16 protein-coding genes and 2 pseudogenes are annotated in these 14,818 nt (G+C 33.0%); 4 read left to right on the top strand and 14 right to left on the bottom strand.

Translation table 11 applies throughout. The features are described from left to right. Positions 1 to 418: 418 nt before the first annotated feature. From ERX29_RS02490 to ERX29_RS02480, 3 genes are all read right to left on the bottom strand, one after another. A complete protein-coding gene (locus tag ERX29_RS02490) occupies positions 419 to 886 on the bottom strand; it encodes a GrpB family protein (protein WP_279433906.1) in 468 nt (155 codons plus the stop codon). Positions 887 to 991: 105 nt separating this feature from the next. Beyond that, the gene (istA, locus tag ERX29_RS02485; protein WP_165981038.1) at positions 992 to 2,041 is read right to left on the bottom strand and encodes an IS21 family transposase; all 1,050 of its coding nucleotides are present in this window, start codon (positions 2,039 to 2,041) and stop codon (positions 992 to 994) included. A 346-nt stretch (positions 2,042 to 2,387) separates the two neighbouring features. Beyond that, positions 2,388 to 2,696, bottom strand: coding sequence for a hypothetical protein (locus ERX29_RS02480; protein ID WP_133443096.1), 309 nt, complete (start codon positions 2,694 to 2,696; stop codon positions 2,388 to 2,390). Between the two features lie 242 nt (positions 2,697 to 2,938). On the opposite strand from ERX29_RS02480, the gene istA (ERX29_RS02475) reads away from it, so the two are divergent. Both istA (ERX29_RS02475) and istB read left to right on the top strand, forming a co-directional pair. Then, positions 2,939 to 4,222 (top strand): IS21 family transposase, encoded by a 1,284-nt coding sequence (gene istA / locus ERX29_RS02475; protein ID WP_133443095.1) that lies wholly within the window; start codon positions 2,939 to 2,941, stop codon positions 4,220 to 4,222. After that, positions 4,222 to 4,980 (top strand): IS21-like element helper ATPase IstB, encoded by a 759-nt coding sequence (gene istB, locus ERX29_RS02470; RefSeq protein ID WP_133443110.1) that lies wholly within the window; start codon positions 4,222 to 4,224, stop codon positions 4,978 to 4,980. The genes istA (ERX29_RS02475) and istB overlap by 1 nt, the downstream gene beginning before the upstream one ends. 87 nt (positions 4,981 to 5,067) lie before the next feature. Here the strand turns inward: istB and ERX29_RS02465 are convergent, their stop codons facing one another. Then, positions 5,068 to 5,640, bottom strand: a complete 573-nt coding sequence (locus ERX29_RS02465; RefSeq protein WP_133443094.1) for a helix-turn-helix domain-containing protein — start codon at positions 5,638 to 5,640, stop codon at positions 5,068 to 5,070. A gap of 504 nt (positions 5,641 to 6,144) precedes the next feature. Here ERX29_RS02465 and ERX29_RS02460 point away from each other — a divergent pair. Together ERX29_RS02460 and ERX29_RS02455 are read left to right on the top strand one after the other, a co-directional pair. Next, on the top strand, positions 6,145 to 6,459 hold the full coding sequence (locus ERX29_RS02460) for a hypothetical protein (protein WP_133443093.1): 315 nt from the start codon (positions 6,145 to 6,147) through the stop codon (positions 6,457 to 6,459). A 64-nt stretch (positions 6,460 to 6,523) separates the two neighbouring features. Next, the gene (locus ERX29_RS02455; protein WP_133443092.1) at positions 6,524 to 7,057 is read left to right on the top strand and encodes a hypothetical protein; all 534 of its coding nucleotides are present in this window, start codon (positions 6,524 to 6,526) and stop codon (positions 7,055 to 7,057) included. A gap of 147 nt (positions 7,058 to 7,204) precedes the next feature. On the opposite strand, the gene ERX29_RS02450 is transcribed toward ERX29_RS02455, so the two are convergent. The 10 genes and pseudogenes from ERX29_RS02450 to rplM all read right to left on the bottom strand — a co-directional run bounded on the left by ERX29_RS02450 (position 7,205) and on the right by rplM (position 14,754). Then, the gene (locus tag ERX29_RS02450) at positions 7,205 to 7,465 is read right to left on the bottom strand and encodes a Txe/YoeB family addiction module toxin (RefSeq protein WP_133443091.1); all 261 of its coding nucleotides are present in this window, start codon (positions 7,463 to 7,465) and stop codon (positions 7,205 to 7,207) included. Beyond that, complete coding sequence (locus tag ERX29_RS02445) at positions 7,465 to 7,716, bottom strand: type II toxin-antitoxin system Phd/YefM family antitoxin (RefSeq protein ID WP_133443090.1); 252 nt, start codon at positions 7,714 to 7,716, stop codon at positions 7,465 to 7,467. The genes ERX29_RS02450 and ERX29_RS02445 overlap by 1 nt, the downstream gene beginning before the upstream one ends. 521 nt (positions 7,717 to 8,237) lie before the next feature. After that, a pseudogene (locus ERX29_RS02440) lies at positions 8,238 to 8,663 on the bottom strand (ATP-binding protein); the annotation flags it as partial. Between the two features lie 69 nt (positions 8,664 to 8,732). Further along, complete coding sequence (locus ERX29_RS02435) at positions 8,733 to 9,902, bottom strand: ATP-binding protein (RefSeq protein WP_133443089.1); 1,170 nt, start codon at positions 9,900 to 9,902, stop codon at positions 8,733 to 8,735. A 20-nt stretch (positions 9,903 to 9,922) separates the two neighbouring features. Beyond that, complete coding sequence (locus ERX29_RS02430; RefSeq protein WP_133443088.1) at positions 9,923 to 10,408, bottom strand: AlbA family DNA-binding domain-containing protein; 486 nt, start codon at positions 10,406 to 10,408, stop codon at positions 9,923 to 9,925. A 471-nt stretch (positions 10,409 to 10,879) separates the two neighbouring features. Continuing rightward, a pseudogene (gene rpsI / locus ERX29_RS11135) lies at positions 10,880 to 10,939 on the bottom strand (30S ribosomal protein S9); the annotation flags it as partial. 179 nt (positions 10,940 to 11,118) lie between these two features. Further along, positions 11,119 to 11,931, bottom strand: a complete 813-nt coding sequence (locus tag ERX29_RS02420) for a DUF2785 domain-containing protein (RefSeq protein WP_133432492.1) — start codon at positions 11,929 to 11,931, stop codon at positions 11,119 to 11,121. Between the two features lie 246 nt (positions 11,932 to 12,177). Then, a complete protein-coding gene (locus tag ERX29_RS02415; protein ID WP_133432493.1) occupies positions 12,178 to 13,602 on the bottom strand; it encodes an ATP-binding protein in 1,425 nt (474 codons plus the stop codon). 302 nt (positions 13,603 to 13,904) lie between these two features. After that, positions 13,905 to 14,297 carry a 30S ribosomal protein S9 gene (gene rpsI / locus ERX29_RS02410; RefSeq protein WP_133443087.1) on the bottom strand — a complete coding sequence of 131 codons (393 nt, stop codon included), beginning with the start codon at positions 14,295 to 14,297 and terminating at the stop codon, positions 13,905 to 13,907. A 19-nt stretch (positions 14,298 to 14,316) separates the two neighbouring features. Beyond that, on the bottom strand, positions 14,317 to 14,754 hold the full coding sequence (gene rplM / locus ERX29_RS02405) for a 50S ribosomal protein L13 (RefSeq protein WP_133443086.1): 438 nt from the start codon (positions 14,752 to 14,754) through the stop codon (positions 14,317 to 14,319). Positions 14,755 to 14,818: the final 64 nt, after the last annotated feature.

Genomic DNA, 14,818 nt, shown 5'->3' with positions numbered 1-14,818 from the left:
CAGCAGCAGCTTGATGAAAGCACAGGTATTCAGTTTCTTTGTATAGTGATCCAAGTTCAGATATCTTACATGTGCAGAAACTTTTTTAAAATCTATAGGTAAAATCCATTGTTCAAATGATGATTTTTTAGTAAACTTATCCATAGCTTGTTCCTTTATTTTGGAATTTGGATGAGTATTACTACCTCCAACCATTATAAAGGAATTTTTTTATACAGAAAATAAAATTTTAGAATATTCAATTTAAAACCGTAGGTTGAAATACTTTTATGCAACACTAGTGACTTCCTATACTTATTAAATATCTTCTAGCCATTCTCTTATTCATGACTAAATTTTAATAGTTTTCTGTGATTTCTTTTACATTAGATAACTTAGTAATCCAAATAATCCGTTACTTTTGTATCAGATAATATAACTAAACAGCATTAATGATTGATTTAATAAAAGTTTCTTTTTGTTTCGTGTATTGAGATCTGTTACCTGCAAATTGCTCTAATAGTTTATATTTTAATGTCATGTACTCGTCCTTTGCATGTTCATGAGCCCTTAAATAATCTCGAAACTTTAATAAGTCGGTCCATTTCTGACCACCTAAACTTACTAAATGTACAAAGTGGGTATGTTTTTCAAATGTATGGTCTTCAAACTTTGCTAATACTATTTCATCATCTCTTTCAACTTTTAACCTATAAATACCAATCGATTTTAAAGCATTAAAGAACGTTTCCGGCATGGTTTCATAGTTATCAACGCCTAAAAGAACATCTATAATCGGTTTAGCGCTTAAACCTGGAATAGATGTGCTGCCAATATGTTGAATATTTTCCGGATTAACTTCTATGACGTTTAAAATGTCTTTTTTGACTTTATTAAATTCATCAATCCAAGTTTCTTTGTCAAGGGCAATTTAAAAATGTAGGTTTTGGGCAAAATAAAATGTAGGTTTTCGGCAACTTCAAACTGTAGTATACCTATGGTATCTTATTTATCATTCGATGTGCACTGCGACACATTCAATGCCGTCAAAAACTTCAAGGAGACCATTCCTGAATCTGAGTTTAAGCTGTGCACCTACGAATCGATGGGGAACTGAGTAAAGACTACCACGGAAAGAAATGAAACAGTCCTTTGACACCGTTCTTTGTTCCCACGGTTCCATACGGTAGAGTGGTCTGACGCCCCATTTTCTAAGTGCCTTACACTCAGCTTCAAACATTTCATTGGGACTCTTCTGAGTGGTCTGATTGACTTTGAGATGGACCACACGGTCCAACCAGCTGATTACCTCCTGATTCAGCTCCACCAAATTATCGGACAGATTTTTCCGTTGAAGAAAATTTGATCTTAAATAGGAGACGGCTCTTTCAACCTTACCTTTGGTCTGGGCTCTGTATGGTTTACAGGCCTTGGGACACACTTCATAATAATTAAGGAAATCCTCAAACTTCTTGTTGAATCTAATCTGTTTGACACTATGTCTGGTGACGACAGTCTTCATATTGTCATAAAGAATCTGTTCCGGCACTCCGTTAAAATAGCTGAATGCATTCATATGACACTTCATCAGTGTCTCCTGTGTCATATCGACAGTAAATTCAATGTACCTTTTCCGGGAGTAACTCAATACCATAATAAATGCGTGGATTGTCTGTCTACTGCCATCTACGATGCATGTTCCCACATTGACAGCCCAGTCAACTTGAGCCTGTCTTCCTGGTACTGTTTCATATCTGACCGTACCCTGGGCACCTTTTTTCGCTCTCAGAGGTCTGACAAAATCTCTGAGGATTGTTATCTTTCCGTCATAGCCAAGTGCTCTGATTTCTTCGATGAGCACATTGCAGTTAGTGGTTCCTTCACTGATTCTCTTCTCTAGATATCCCTTATAGGGATCAAGCTTACTTCCTTTTGATGTCCGTTGGGTCACCGTAGGTGCAGCCCCACTGTTTAGATACTTGGATATCGTCTTACGATCAAATCCCGTTTCCTTTGAAATGGCTGTCACTGTCCAGCCTTTATTTCTTAGATCCCTAATCATAAAAAAATCCTCCATTAATAACGTCATCTTCAAAATCACTTCCAATCTACATCAATGATATAGATTATCCGTTAATTTTGGGGATTTTTAAAACGTTATTATTGAGGATTTTAACACCGTTACTAACAACTCGATCTACTAGCATATTTACCGGGATATTCCAAGCTGTTTCATCTACAGCTTCTTTATTAATATACTCTTTGAAAGTATTTAATTCAAAATACATCATGTCTTTTGAAACTAAATCTGATTGATAGTTTAACTTATGTAATTCCGCTAAGGCTTTGGCAATCTCTATAATATGTATTTCCTGAATATTGTCCTGCTTTAATGTTTTGCCCTCAATCTAATCAAATACCATGTAATAGTGGTTATCCACAAACAGCCATGGTTTTCTATTAAATAATTTTGCACACACAGCATTAATACCTGCTTGTTTAGCTGCATGAGAATATAACTCCGACAATAAATAATTATTTTCCGCTTCAGCTCGAGACATGATTTCAGAATTCAGTACTTTAATCGCAAATATTCCTTTATTTGTTTCTACTTTATAAAGCTTATGCAGTAAACCGCCTGAAATAGGCAAAGGTTCATTATAAACTTCATTGATGCCAATATTAAACAATAATTTTAAAGCCAGTTTCTTATTCATTTAATTCCTCTGTAAAATCAGGATTTATAATTAATTTTATTTAAACATTATTCACTTATTGTTTAGCGATGTTTGACAAGTCATTTAACAATTAACTTATCCTAAGCATAACTTAGTGTAAAAGCACTTCCCAAAATAATTGTTGAGAAGTGTATAAATGCTAGTTTAAATATGTACACTCTCGCTTAAATAAGTATGTACAAAATCGACTGAATTTCTCATAATTTTATAGAGGTGAAATTATGAATTATACAGTCAATTTAGACACAGAATTTAAGATCACAAGTCTTTCAGACTTATCCAGACTGAAAGATATAATGGAGAGTGCGAAAATGAAAATTAATAAGAGTAAGCTGGCAAGAGAGCTTGGGAAGGATAGACGTACTGTAGACAAATATCTGAATGGATATGCGCCTACGTCTACTAGAAAAAGAATCTCAAAGATTGATAAGTACTATGATATAATCACTCAGCTTCTGTCAGATGAAAGCAAGCAGATTTTTTATTATAGACGCGTATTGTGGCAGTATCTGAAGGACGACCATGGATTGGATTGTTCCCAGTCGCTTTTCAGAAGCTATATCTCAAGACATCAAGCATTCAATGATTATTTTGAACAAGGAACCAAAATCAAAGCTCCTAAAGGAGCACCACGCTACGAAACTTCCCCTGGTGCCCAAGCTCAACTCGACTGGAAGGAGAATATTAAGTTCCATCTGAAAGACGGCAATATCATTGAAATCCATATTGCCGTGCTGATACTTTCTCATTCACGGTTCCGGATTTTCCATATTTCCACCACTAAATCACAGGAGGTACTTAAATCCTTCCTGACTGAATCTTTTGAGATGATCGGTGGTGTTCCGAGGGAACTTCTCACAGATAATATGAAGACGGTAATGGATCGACCACGCACTGAATTCAGCAGGGGAAAAGTAAATGACCGATTTGAACAGTATGCGAGTGATATGGGGATGAAAGTCAGACCGTGTATCGCTGGAAGACCCAGAACAAAAGGCAAGGTGGAGACGACCATGAAGTTACTTGATGAAATTCATGCCTATCAAGGACAGTTTGACCTGCCGGAACTGTATGCATTCATCTCAAAGCTTAATCAAAGGGTAAACTATCAGTTACACCAGGGTACGGGCAGGATTCCCATTCTTGAATTAGAAAAAGAAAGGAGCCACCTACTCCAGCTACCAACTGACAAAGTAAGAGACTCCTATAGAATTATTGGACAAACTGTAAAAGTGAACTCCTCCAATATGATCACCTATAAAGGCAACCAGTATTCGGTCCCATCCGAATACATATGGAAGCGTGTCCAGTTACAAGTGTTCAATAACCAAATCCATGTCTATTATAACATGAAACTCATTGCCTGCCACACTCTAAGCAGATCCAGGCTCAACTATAAAGAAGAACACTACATTGAGTCACTGAAGGTGTCATCACCTTATTACCCAGAAATCGACGATCTGGCAAGGGCAAATCTCAGAGCAATCGGGGAGATGTATGAATGATGGAGACAACTTCAAACTACAGACAGCTTCTCTCAAATCTGGAATACCTGAAACTGAAACAGATGGTCCTACATCTGGATGAAGTCGTCGACTTCAGCATCACTCATGAAGTTTCTTTCACCGACTGCCTCATCCGGCTGACCAATCATGAGATTGATGTCAGGGAGAAGAACATGATCCAGTCTATGGTCAAAGTCGCCGGCTTTCCTTTCCTGAAGGAGATGAACAGTTTTGATTTCAAGTTTCAGCCTGGTATCAATCAACAGCAGATGATGGATTTTATGTCGCTGAGATTTATAGAGAATCAGGAAAACATCGTCTTTCTGGGACCCAGTGGCGTCGGAAAGACCCATCTAGCCACTTCCATCGGGATAGCAGCAGCTAAGAAACGAAACAGCACCTATTTTATTAAATGTCATCAGCTCATTGAAGATCTACGGAAAGCACGGAATGAAGGCAGGCTTGAGTCAAGGCTGAAACACTATACTAAATACAAGCTTCTGATCATTGATGAAATCGGCTATCTTCCGATAGACGTCGAAGACGCAAAACTATTTTTCCAGCTCATTGACCGGCGTTATGAGAAGAAGAGCACCATACTGACTACCAACGTCAATTTCAAGGCATGGGATGAAGTATTTCTGGATACTAAGATAGCCAATGCGATTCTCGATCGCATCCTTCATCACGCCACTATAGTTTCAATCGTCGGACCATCTTATAGACTGAAAAATCATTTTCCTTCGGATAAGGAATAAAATTGTGCATCGTTATTTAGGCAAAACTGTACATATTAAACTTGACGTTTATAGAAGTGCTTTTACATAGCTATTTAAATCATTAATTTACAGCTCTCCAAACAAATACAGACTTAAAATTCCTAGTAATCCAATAATTGCAGTAAATGCAGCGACTATTATAGTTTTCTCTATGAAATATTTTTTATTATTTCTAGATTTTTGATTGACTTGATATCCGTTCTCCATATAGTCTAATATTTCTTTATACGTTTGAACATTATATTTATTCTTCAACTTTTCAATCTTTATAGCAAAGTACATAGATATCATCCATAAAATAAGCGGTATTAACCACCCAAACCAGCTATCACTGAATTTCAATGCGGCTCCCATAGAAATGATACTCAACAATATAAATCCTAGCATCATCCACGTATACTTAGTCATTTCATCTTTGCCAACAGCATTCTTCATTTCTACAACATCTCCTTTAACAAGTTCGTCTAAAGAAACATTGAATAATGAAGTAAGTGCAATCAAATTGTGAAGATCCGGATAACTTCTTTTATTCTCCCAGTTAGAGATGGTCTGACTAGAAACATAAATCTTATCTGCCAATTCTACTTGAGACAAATTAAGTTCCTTTCTATAAATTCTAATTTGATGACCTACATTCATTTTCAACAGCTCCTTCCCTATCAACATAACGATTTAAAGCGATATTTGCTATCTAATATCTTTATAATTTAGCATTAAAGAGACTATAAGATTTTTTATAGACTCTTTATTTCTCAGGAAATAATTTAAAATATGAATGCTTTTATTAACCTCTTCCGATCGAAGTCTAAAATTTCAAGCAGCATAAAAATTAATTCTTCAACTCTTATTCATTCAACTTGATATTGTTTAAAATATCAATATCTAAAAATTCTGGTTACTAACTAACATAATTACGATTATGTTAGTTACAATTATCCATTTTATTTTCTGTCAAAAAAAGTATTTCTCAACTTTTCCTGAAAAATGTGTTAACGTTTTTCAATTACATAAAAACAGTCTATGCTATTTCATCAAATGGCAATATAATAAACCTATTGCACAAACAAAGGTTAGAAATTATAGAATATAACTTTTCTGCCGATTTTGTACGGTTTATATGAAAACATTTAAGGGGATGTCTTGATGAAAGTGATACAAAAAGCAAATTGTAATAATTCGCCTAAAAATCAAACAATCGCTGACTTAGTAAAATCCATTCTGTTAGGTGATGAATTGAGTATAAATAACATTTATGCACCAGGATTAGCTAGCATCAATCTTCCTGAATTTAAAAATATTGACGAAATGATTATTGAAACAGCTATAAGCCATGGTAAGGTAGGTTCAAGTTTATGTAGTTATCAAGTTGACAACGCAGAAAAGTACATTGGATTCTTTATTGAATTTAAGACTCATAAAGCTAAGGATGTTTCACAAATAATAGTTACAGCAGGATAGCTCTAGAGTACCTAATATGCACTCTTTCTATAGTTCAAAACCAATATATTTGGAGGAAATCATTATGAATTATAAAGCAGCATTGGAAGCATATAACAAAAATAAAAAAAGTTTTACTTATAGTATTCCTGAAATAGAAACCATCTTGATCAATGATTTAAAAGCTTTTGAAATTCCATTGAAAAACATGTCTAAGACAGATCTAAAAAATAATGAAGAAGTAACATACAAAAATGTTTTTAAAATGTATGTTATTGAAGATCAAGAAGTGTTAAATAAATTTAAAGACGAGTTTGATGATATTGGTATTGATTTAGACGAAGATGATAATGATTATACTGCTGACATGAAAGATAAATATGATTATGATACTCTTATTGTTAAGCATAATGAAGAACATGCTATGTCAGTCATCATTGAAACTAAAGATAAGAAAAATGTAAGTTTTCTATATGTTTGGGGCTCAATTAAGTTGCAAGAATTAATGTATTGTTATAGTCGAATAAAAGGCATGGATGAAGGAAATATTGATGATCCACATTTTCAGACATACTTAGAAATTTTGGTAAAACATGGATTTATAAAAGACTACAATTAAGAGCTGCACCCCAAAAGTTAGAACTCAAATTTAACTTTTAGGGTGCACTTTAGTTTCGTTAGTATTAGCTTCTCTTTTAATATCTTCAATGGAATCGATATATCTACACGGGATAAGATATTGCCAAGTAAAGATATTTAAAAATCTTTACTCATAATGTCCATATGCAGAATAAATTGTTACTGTTTTTTCTTCTTCATTTACTGTATATACTACACGACGCTGTACATTTTCCCTTTTGGAATAAAAGCCTTTAATAGGAGGAATTAGCTTTTCAAAAGAATGGTTACTTTTATATGGATTTTCTTTAAGTTGTTGAATGATATTTAAAAATTTAGCCTCTAAGAGCGTATTTTTTATTTTTTTCAAGTCTTTTTTAACACTAGATTTTATCACAATTCTATACATTACAAACTATCCCAGGTACTATCAAAATCAATGACTTCCTCGTTTTTACGTTCTTCAATTTGATTGACAATCCCTTTTTCAGATAAGAATAACGTTTCCTGTATCGCATTCCAGTCATCTTCCCCAACTAAAACTGCCCCTTTTTCTCCAATTTTAGTGGGTGCAATATAAACTTCTTTACTATCTTCATTAACAGATCTGATAATATTAAACAAATCTTTTCTAGCACTTGTAGGTGTGTAAGTAGTCATATTCAAGCCTCCTTTAACGTACGTTATAATGTACATTATAGCATCTACTTATTAAGTATAAAAGAAAAATGACATACGATAACATAGAAGTAATCTTCTAAAATAATTTTTAAGCCGTTGATGTAATAAGTCTGATATGACTCTATAAAAATATTTTTTCCTACTAAACATAAAGCGATACTTAAAGACCAAAATTCTTAGAATAAAATCTATTCGTCAGCAGTACTTTGATCTATCTTTCTATCGTCCGGTTATCGTCCGGTAATAAATCTTTTATTTCAATTCATATTAAGTATCTACATACTCGAAATTTTTCATTTTTACTCGAAACTCTATTAAACCCTTGATAATATTGAACTTTTAACATTTTAACTTGATATTATTTTTAGTAACTCGATAGTTTTAGTTTTTTACTCGATATCTCATCAAATACTGCTATAAGAGCATTCATAGCATAGTTTTTAAAATTATCTATCTAGTAACTCGATAGTTTCGACTTTTTACTCGATAGCTTGTTATAATTAATGAATTTCTTTTAAAGTATGAAACTTATGAGGGTCTTTAGGATGTGATTGATGTACTTCTATAATATCTTTATCTATAAGCTTAGTCAGAATTTTTCTAGTTGGTACTAAACTTCTTCCTATTAATTCGGCTGTTTTAGAAGGGGTTAAAGGACCACTATTATACAAATGTCTAACAATTTTTCCTTCATTGCTATCCAAACTACTAAATAACTCAGGCGTTATTATCTTACTTACTCGACCTGTTTCTCTTTCTTTTCTGGCAACGATATTATTCTTCAAAGTCAGCTGAACTGCACTATTGTTCGGCTCTGAATAAACTGGATCATCCATGAAATAGTCTTTCATTTCATCAAATATACGTCCAACACCTTCATTTGATTCTCTAACCCACTTATATTGAGTTAGTGCTGCAGTCAGTTTTACGGGTTTTCTCTATTATTTTCATCTCGGTCCAATCTCGGCCCAATTATTTAATTAAAGATTATTATATTAATCATAACCTTCAATTTTTAATTTGTACTTACTAGATGATGATTGACCAATCAATATAATTTTATTTTTTTCTCTTAAACTTTTTAGAATTCTTTTACTTGTAGTTGTAGAAAATCCGCATAATCTCTCTACTTCACGTCTTGTAATAAATTCATATTTAGAAAGATATTCTAGTATCATTACTTCACCTTTTGTCTCATCAAACTCTTTGTCTTTAAAGTATTCAATTTGATCATCAAATTCTGCATAAACTCTATGAGTAAACATATAACTATTTTTATGCTCTCTTTGAATTATGTTCTTCTTCTGTATCAAATCATTTAATACGACCAGTACAGATTGATGACTAATCTGTGCAACTTCAGCTGCTTCAGCTAATGTTATTTTCTTATTTTCCTTTATATACTTTAATATACAAATTTCTTGAACTGAAAACGTATTATTCTTCTCTTCTTCTTTTGTTATAAATTTTAAGAATTCAATGTCCTCTGTGCTACTACGAAGTATTAGCTGAACTGAATTACTATATAACGTATAGTCAGGAGCTGATTTCCCTAACGATAACATGTCTTTAAATATAATATCCACACCCTGTCCTGATCTTTGGACATACTTTAGTTTTTGGAAAGTTTCTGCAATTAGTTTATTTCTAGGAGTAGATTGATGACTGATGATATTTTTATTACTGATACCCTCAGGAAATGAACCTGGATTTTCTATATGTATTTCATTAGGATAAAATTTAATAATAATCGATGATAAACTTTCATAGTCTCTATGCGTCATAGCATTTAATAAGGCTTCTTGGAATACATTCATTGGATAATCTAATACTTCTAATTTAAATAAACCAATTTGAATATTCTTTATATTATTTTGGTCTTCAAAAATTTGTTGGATTCTATCTAGCGCTCTTAATAATGGAACTTTTAATTCTATGCGCTTATGATACTCGATTTCCCCTTCTTTATAAGTTAACACTATTATTTCTGATTGTGGCAGATATTTAGAAATAGCATTTTCAGTTCCAACAAATAAACATCCTGCAACCGTAAGTTTTATTTCTTCATTTATCAATTCAATGAGTTCCAAATCTTTCAAAAAGCTAATATCATCTAAATTATATAGTGTTGAATCTTTATCACGTGCTTGTAATTTACGTTTCAAATTTTCTACTTCATAAAAATCTACATCTTCTTGATTGATGGTTCAATCACTTTTGATGAATAATCACCTTTGAATCCATCAATTCTGTTTGAACTATATTCAACTGGATAATCAGGTTTAGTGTTTTTTCCCAATCTTTTATACGAAATTCCTTTTGATGTAGAAATTTTATTAGGAGATTTTTCTACAGTAATTTGTAATATAGTTTTATCTTGAATTTGAACAATTTCTATCTCTGTAAATAACTTTGGTATCGTTTTGTCATAAATTGATTCAATAATATTTTGAGTATCAAAACTATTACAGCCAGTGATCTCTCCATTATCTTCAACTCCTGCAAAAATTCTTCCGCCTTTTGTATTAGCAAAGCCAACTGCTTCTTTAACTAATAAATCAATCATTTCTTTGAAATGCGGAGTTTTTATCCAACTTTTAAATTCTACTGTGTTAGATTCTCCATTCTTGATTACTTCTAAAATATCCAAAATTATATCACCTCTCTGCATTAATAACGTGATCTTAATCACTATAATAGCACATGCGTATTAAATATCAGGAAAATAAAAATGACTAAATTACTTTATATAATCATAAAAGCACTTCTCGAATATTTTAGAAAATCACTTTTAAAATATTTTATATTAAGTAAAGAAGACTAGTTAGGCTGTTAGACGAAGGTTGATCAAAATAAGTTTTAATTTTATCATCAATATTATAATGTATGTTAGTCATAGAAAAATTAGGTCATTTTATATAGTGTCATACCATTACATATTGTTGAAATTTCTACATCATTAAAACAAAACAGCTCCTCTTGGGTAACTAAAAGGTAATTAAAGTTCTCAATAAAAACAAAAAAAGCACTTCCTGGAAGATTCCAAGAAGTGCTTTGAACATTTCTTCAATTGAACACAAATCGCTGACGCAATTTGCGTACCCAATCTGTAAGCGAATAAATTCGCAACAGCTTCGGCATATTAACGTTTTGAGAACTGTGGTGAACGACGAGCGCCTTTAAGACCTGGTTTTTTACGTTCAAAAAATTATAGAGTTTCAGCTATAATCATGAAGTGTCGTAAGCGTTGATATTAAAGGATTTGTCAAAAACTAAGTATCAATAAAAATCACTTAATTTCAACAAAGGGTACTTAAAGGGTAACATTTTCAAACTAAAATCTGCTGGTCGGCAGTTCTAATAATTTCTCATATTGCTTATTTATTTAAGCAAAATCTTAATATTTTTTTGTAAATACTTGAAGCGTTCCGTTTGAAAAAATAAAGCTCTTATAAAATCAGTATAATTTTTAGTTTTTCTGTAGTATTCAATTTTCTTACTCGCACCAGTTTCCAAATAATCCTTTAGTTTTGCTAACCATATTCCAACTTCTTTTTCAGTAATATACCTTTCTTCAAGCAAACTCACAAGAATCATAGACATTCTTATATCTTCGTCATCAATATAACAAACACTATTTAGTTGCAATTTGAATATATTAGAATTGATACCTTCTAATATTTCGTTAACAAGGTTCTTTTTAAAATATCTAGATTTAATGCATTCCACAATTAAATCAGATGTGTGTGCAGGAGCATGGGCCCACCCTTTATCTTCCACCCATCCTCGAACATCAATTTCTACTTTAAAATAATGCAGACTATTTTTTATTATTTTATTAAAATCCCTCTCTGAAAGTATTATTGATTGATTATCATAGCAGATAATAGCATGTAAAAACAATATGCTAAAACTTCTAGTAAAAACACTATCTGTATTTGTTTCCCCAATATTAAATGAAAGATTCTTAATACATTGATTAATAATCTTACTAATTTGTTCTCTATTCAAACTATTATTCAATAGTATTTGGCAAAACTCATTATAAATGATTTGATCGCGTATATGACTATCAGTATGCCCTATATTTTCAAGCATTTCAGTTAATAATCTATCCAGCATTTCAGATGTTCCACTAGTACTGTTTTTATATTTTTTCAGTAAGTCCTCAATCATATAAGCTTCTCTTTTCATTTAATTTGTTTTATCAACTGTATTAATTAGTATTTTATCGACTACTCGATAGTTTTAGTTTTTACTCGAAACCCTGCTAAACATTGTTGTAAAAGCATTTATAGAATATTTTAAGATACTGACTATCTAGTTACTCGAAAGTTTTTATTTTTACTCGAAACCCCAAAAAATGCATGACAGCATTGACTTTTTATCATTTTTACTTCAATTCTTTCTTACTTACTCGAAAGTTTTCAAAACTGCTCGTTAGTCTAGTAGATAATAAGTTCTTTTTGGATCATTTTTACTTGATCCATGTGTAGATATAATATTCATTTCCTCTAGTTCCTTCAATCTTTTTCTCGCTGTAGGAATAGATCTTCGGATTACATTTGCAATTTGTGAAGCTGTTAATTCTCCTTGATTATATAAATGTCTCACAATCATTTCTTGCTGCTCATTTAAGCTTTCAAATAATTCAGGCGTTATTATCTTACTTACTCGCCCTGTCTCTCTCTCTTTTCTGGCAACAATATTATTCTTTAAAGTCAGCTGAACTGCACTATTGTTGGGCTCTGAATAGACTGGATCATCCAAGAAGTAGTCCTTCATTTCATCAAATATACGCCCAACGCCTTCATTTGATTCTCTTACCCACTTATATTGAGTAAGGGCTGCAGCCAGTTTAGGATTTCTTGAATATCGCTCTTCTTTAATATTCTCTAAAGTAACTGAAGCCGGAAGTGCACCTGGACTATTTATTTCTAGCCTGTCATCAAACATTTTTATTCTGATATGATCCCCTTGATTATCATATCTGCGATGAACGATGGCATTAATCATGCCCTCGAACCAAGCAAACTCAGGATACTCAGGAAGCGTGACAAATCTCCCTTCTTTCCCTAAGAACGTATATTCTCGTAACTGCGTATTGATAAATGCTCTCGCTTCTCTAATAGCTTTAGGTAACGCATTCTCAAAAGTTATATCTTTAACCACATTCAGTCTTGATCCTGATTCTTCTTTAGTCCCTTCATACCTCATAAAACGAATACGAGCACTCGGAAAATAGACATTGATATTATCACTAAATAGAAGTAAACCTGCTACTGTCAGTTGTTCATTTCTCATAAAACCTCTGGCTTTCAGCAACTTCTCAGTACTTACATGCGTACCTAACAGTTCCTTAAATTCATCTACCAGTTCTTCATTTACATCATCTATAGAAGAATATTCAACAAGTTCTTCTTCAAAACGTCTTGCCCCACGATCATATTCTAGATTTGTGATCTGTGGATGGGTCAGTTTCTTACTTTTATCATTCACTCGCAGATAAACAGAATCATCTTTTAGAGTGATAATGGCATCATAGCTAGGTTCTATATTAAACAGCAGAATTTTATCTTCATTACCTTCACTATTTTCAACTTCTATTATTTCATGAGAATAGCGAGGTGCTCTCGAAAGATACTCGAATGGTGCTTCAATATACTCCTCCATACTCTTTGCTTTCGGATGATTAAATCCGCTGATTTCTCCATTATCTTCGATCCCAATAACTAAGACACCACCTTCAGCATTCGCAAAAGCACTGATATGCTGGGCTATATCTTTAGGATGAATGGATGCTCTTTTTCTATCCAGCAATTGACCTTCCGATTCATACTGATAGAAATTTATTCTGTCTATCATATTTTTCACCTCAATAACCGTTCATAAAAGGAATTTGTCATATCAAATTATAACATAACGAACCGAAATATCTGGATAGTAATACGATCACTATACGTATGTCAGCAGATAAAAAATTATTAGCATTTCACTTAGTATCAATCAGTATCATAAACTGTCATATATCTTTATTTCATTCTATAATGTTACCTTGGTAAAACCCTATTAAGATACTTTAAGGGTAACATCCATGTCGAGAACATATAAAAAAGCACTTCCCGAATATTTTCGAGAAGTACCTTGAACCCTTGGTATAAAAGGAATTAACGTTTTGAGAACTGTGGTGAACGACGTGCGCCTTTAAGACCTGGTTTTTTACGTTCTTTCATACGTGGGTCACGTGTTAACATGCCCGCACGTTTTAATGTACCACGGTATTCTGGATCTGCTTCTAACAATGCCCGCGCGATTCCGTGACGGATAGCTTGTGCTTGTCCTGTGAAACCGCCACCTTGAACGTTTACTAAAACGTCGTAGTTACCTTTAGTTTCTGTCAGATCGAATGGTTGGTTTAAGTCTAAGATTAATGATTCAAATGGTAAGTACTCACGTACGTCACGTTTGTTGATCGTGATGTTACCTTCGCCCGGTACTAAACGTACACGTGCTACTGAATGTTTACGACGGCCTGTGCCTTGGTATTCAACTTGTGCCAATGTATTGTCCTCCTCTTAATTAACCACGTAACTCGTAGTTTACTGGTTGTTGTGCTTGGTTTTTGTGTTCTGGTCCAGCGTAAACGTGTAATTTTTTACCCATTTTATCGCCTAATGAACCTTTTGGTAACATGCCTTTGATTGATGTTTCAAGTAAACGTACTGGATTTTTCTCGCGTAATTCACCAGCAGTGATCTGTTTTAAACCACCTGGGTGTAATGAGTGACGGTAGTAGATTTTATCAGCTGGTTTGTTACCTGATAAGTAGATTTTTTCAGCGTTGATGATGATCACGTGATCGCCACAGTCAACGTGTGGTGTGAATGTTGGTTTGTTTTTACCGCGTAAGATAGATGCTACTTCTGAAGAAAGACGACCTAAAGTTTGTCCTTCTGCATCAACAACGTACCATTTGCGTTCGATGTTTGATTCGTTAGCCATAAATGTTTGACGCATTTCGATTTCCTCCTAAAATAAAAAAAATTCCCTCTGATTTCCTGTCTATATATCTGTAACACAA

It is taken from the genome of Macrococcus lamae (assembly GCF_004359545.1).
Classification (GTDB): Bacteria; Bacillota; Bacilli; order Staphylococcales; family Staphylococcaceae; genus Macrococcus; species Macrococcus lamae.
This window is presented reverse-complemented; position numbering and strand designations above follow the sequence as displayed.

Coding starts and splice junctions, on each gene's coding strand:
- istA (WP_165981038.1), bottom strand. CDS start 2,041: ATGATTAGGGATCTAAGAAATAAAGGCTGGACAGTGACAGCCATTTCA.
- ERX29_RS02480 (WP_133443096.1), bottom strand. CDS start 2,696: ATGAATAAGAAACTGGCTTTAAAATTATTGTTTAATATTGGCATCAAT.
- istA (WP_133443095.1), top strand. CDS start 2,939: ATGAATTATACAGTCAATTTAGACACAGAATTTAAGATCACAAGTCTT.
- istB (WP_133443110.1), top strand. CDS start 4,222: ATGGAGACAACTTCAAACTACAGACAGCTTCTCTCAAATCTGGAATAC.
- ERX29_RS02465 (WP_133443094.1), bottom strand. CDS start 5,640: ATGAATGTAGGTCATCAAATTAGAATTTATAGAAAGGAACTTAATTTG.
- ERX29_RS02460 (WP_133443093.1), top strand. CDS start 6,145: ATGAAAGTGATACAAAAAGCAAATTGTAATAATTCGCCTAAAAATCAA.
- ERX29_RS02455 (WP_133443092.1), top strand. CDS start 6,524: ATGAATTATAAAGCAGCATTGGAAGCATATAACAAAAATAAAAAAAGT.
- ERX29_RS02450 (WP_133443091.1), bottom strand. CDS start 7,465: ATGTATAGAATTGTGATAAAATCTAGTGTTAAAAAAGACTTGAAAAAA.
- ERX29_RS02445 (WP_133443090.1), bottom strand. CDS start 7,716: ATGACTACTTACACACCTACAAGTGCTAGAAAAGATTTGTTTAATATT.
- ERX29_RS02430 (WP_133443088.1), bottom strand. CDS start 10,408: ATGCAGAGAGGTGATATAATTTTGGATATTTTAGAAGTAATCAAGAAT.
- ERX29_RS02420 (WP_133432492.1), bottom strand. CDS start 11,931: ATGAAAAGAGAAGCTTATATGATTGAGGACTTACTGAAAAAATATAAA.
- ERX29_RS02415 (WP_133432493.1), bottom strand. CDS start 13,602: ATGATAGACAGAATAAATTTCTATCAGTATGAATCGGAAGGTCAATTG.
- rplM (WP_133443086.1), bottom strand. CDS start 14,754: ATGCGTCAAACATTTATGGCTAACGAATCAAACATCGAACGCAAATGG.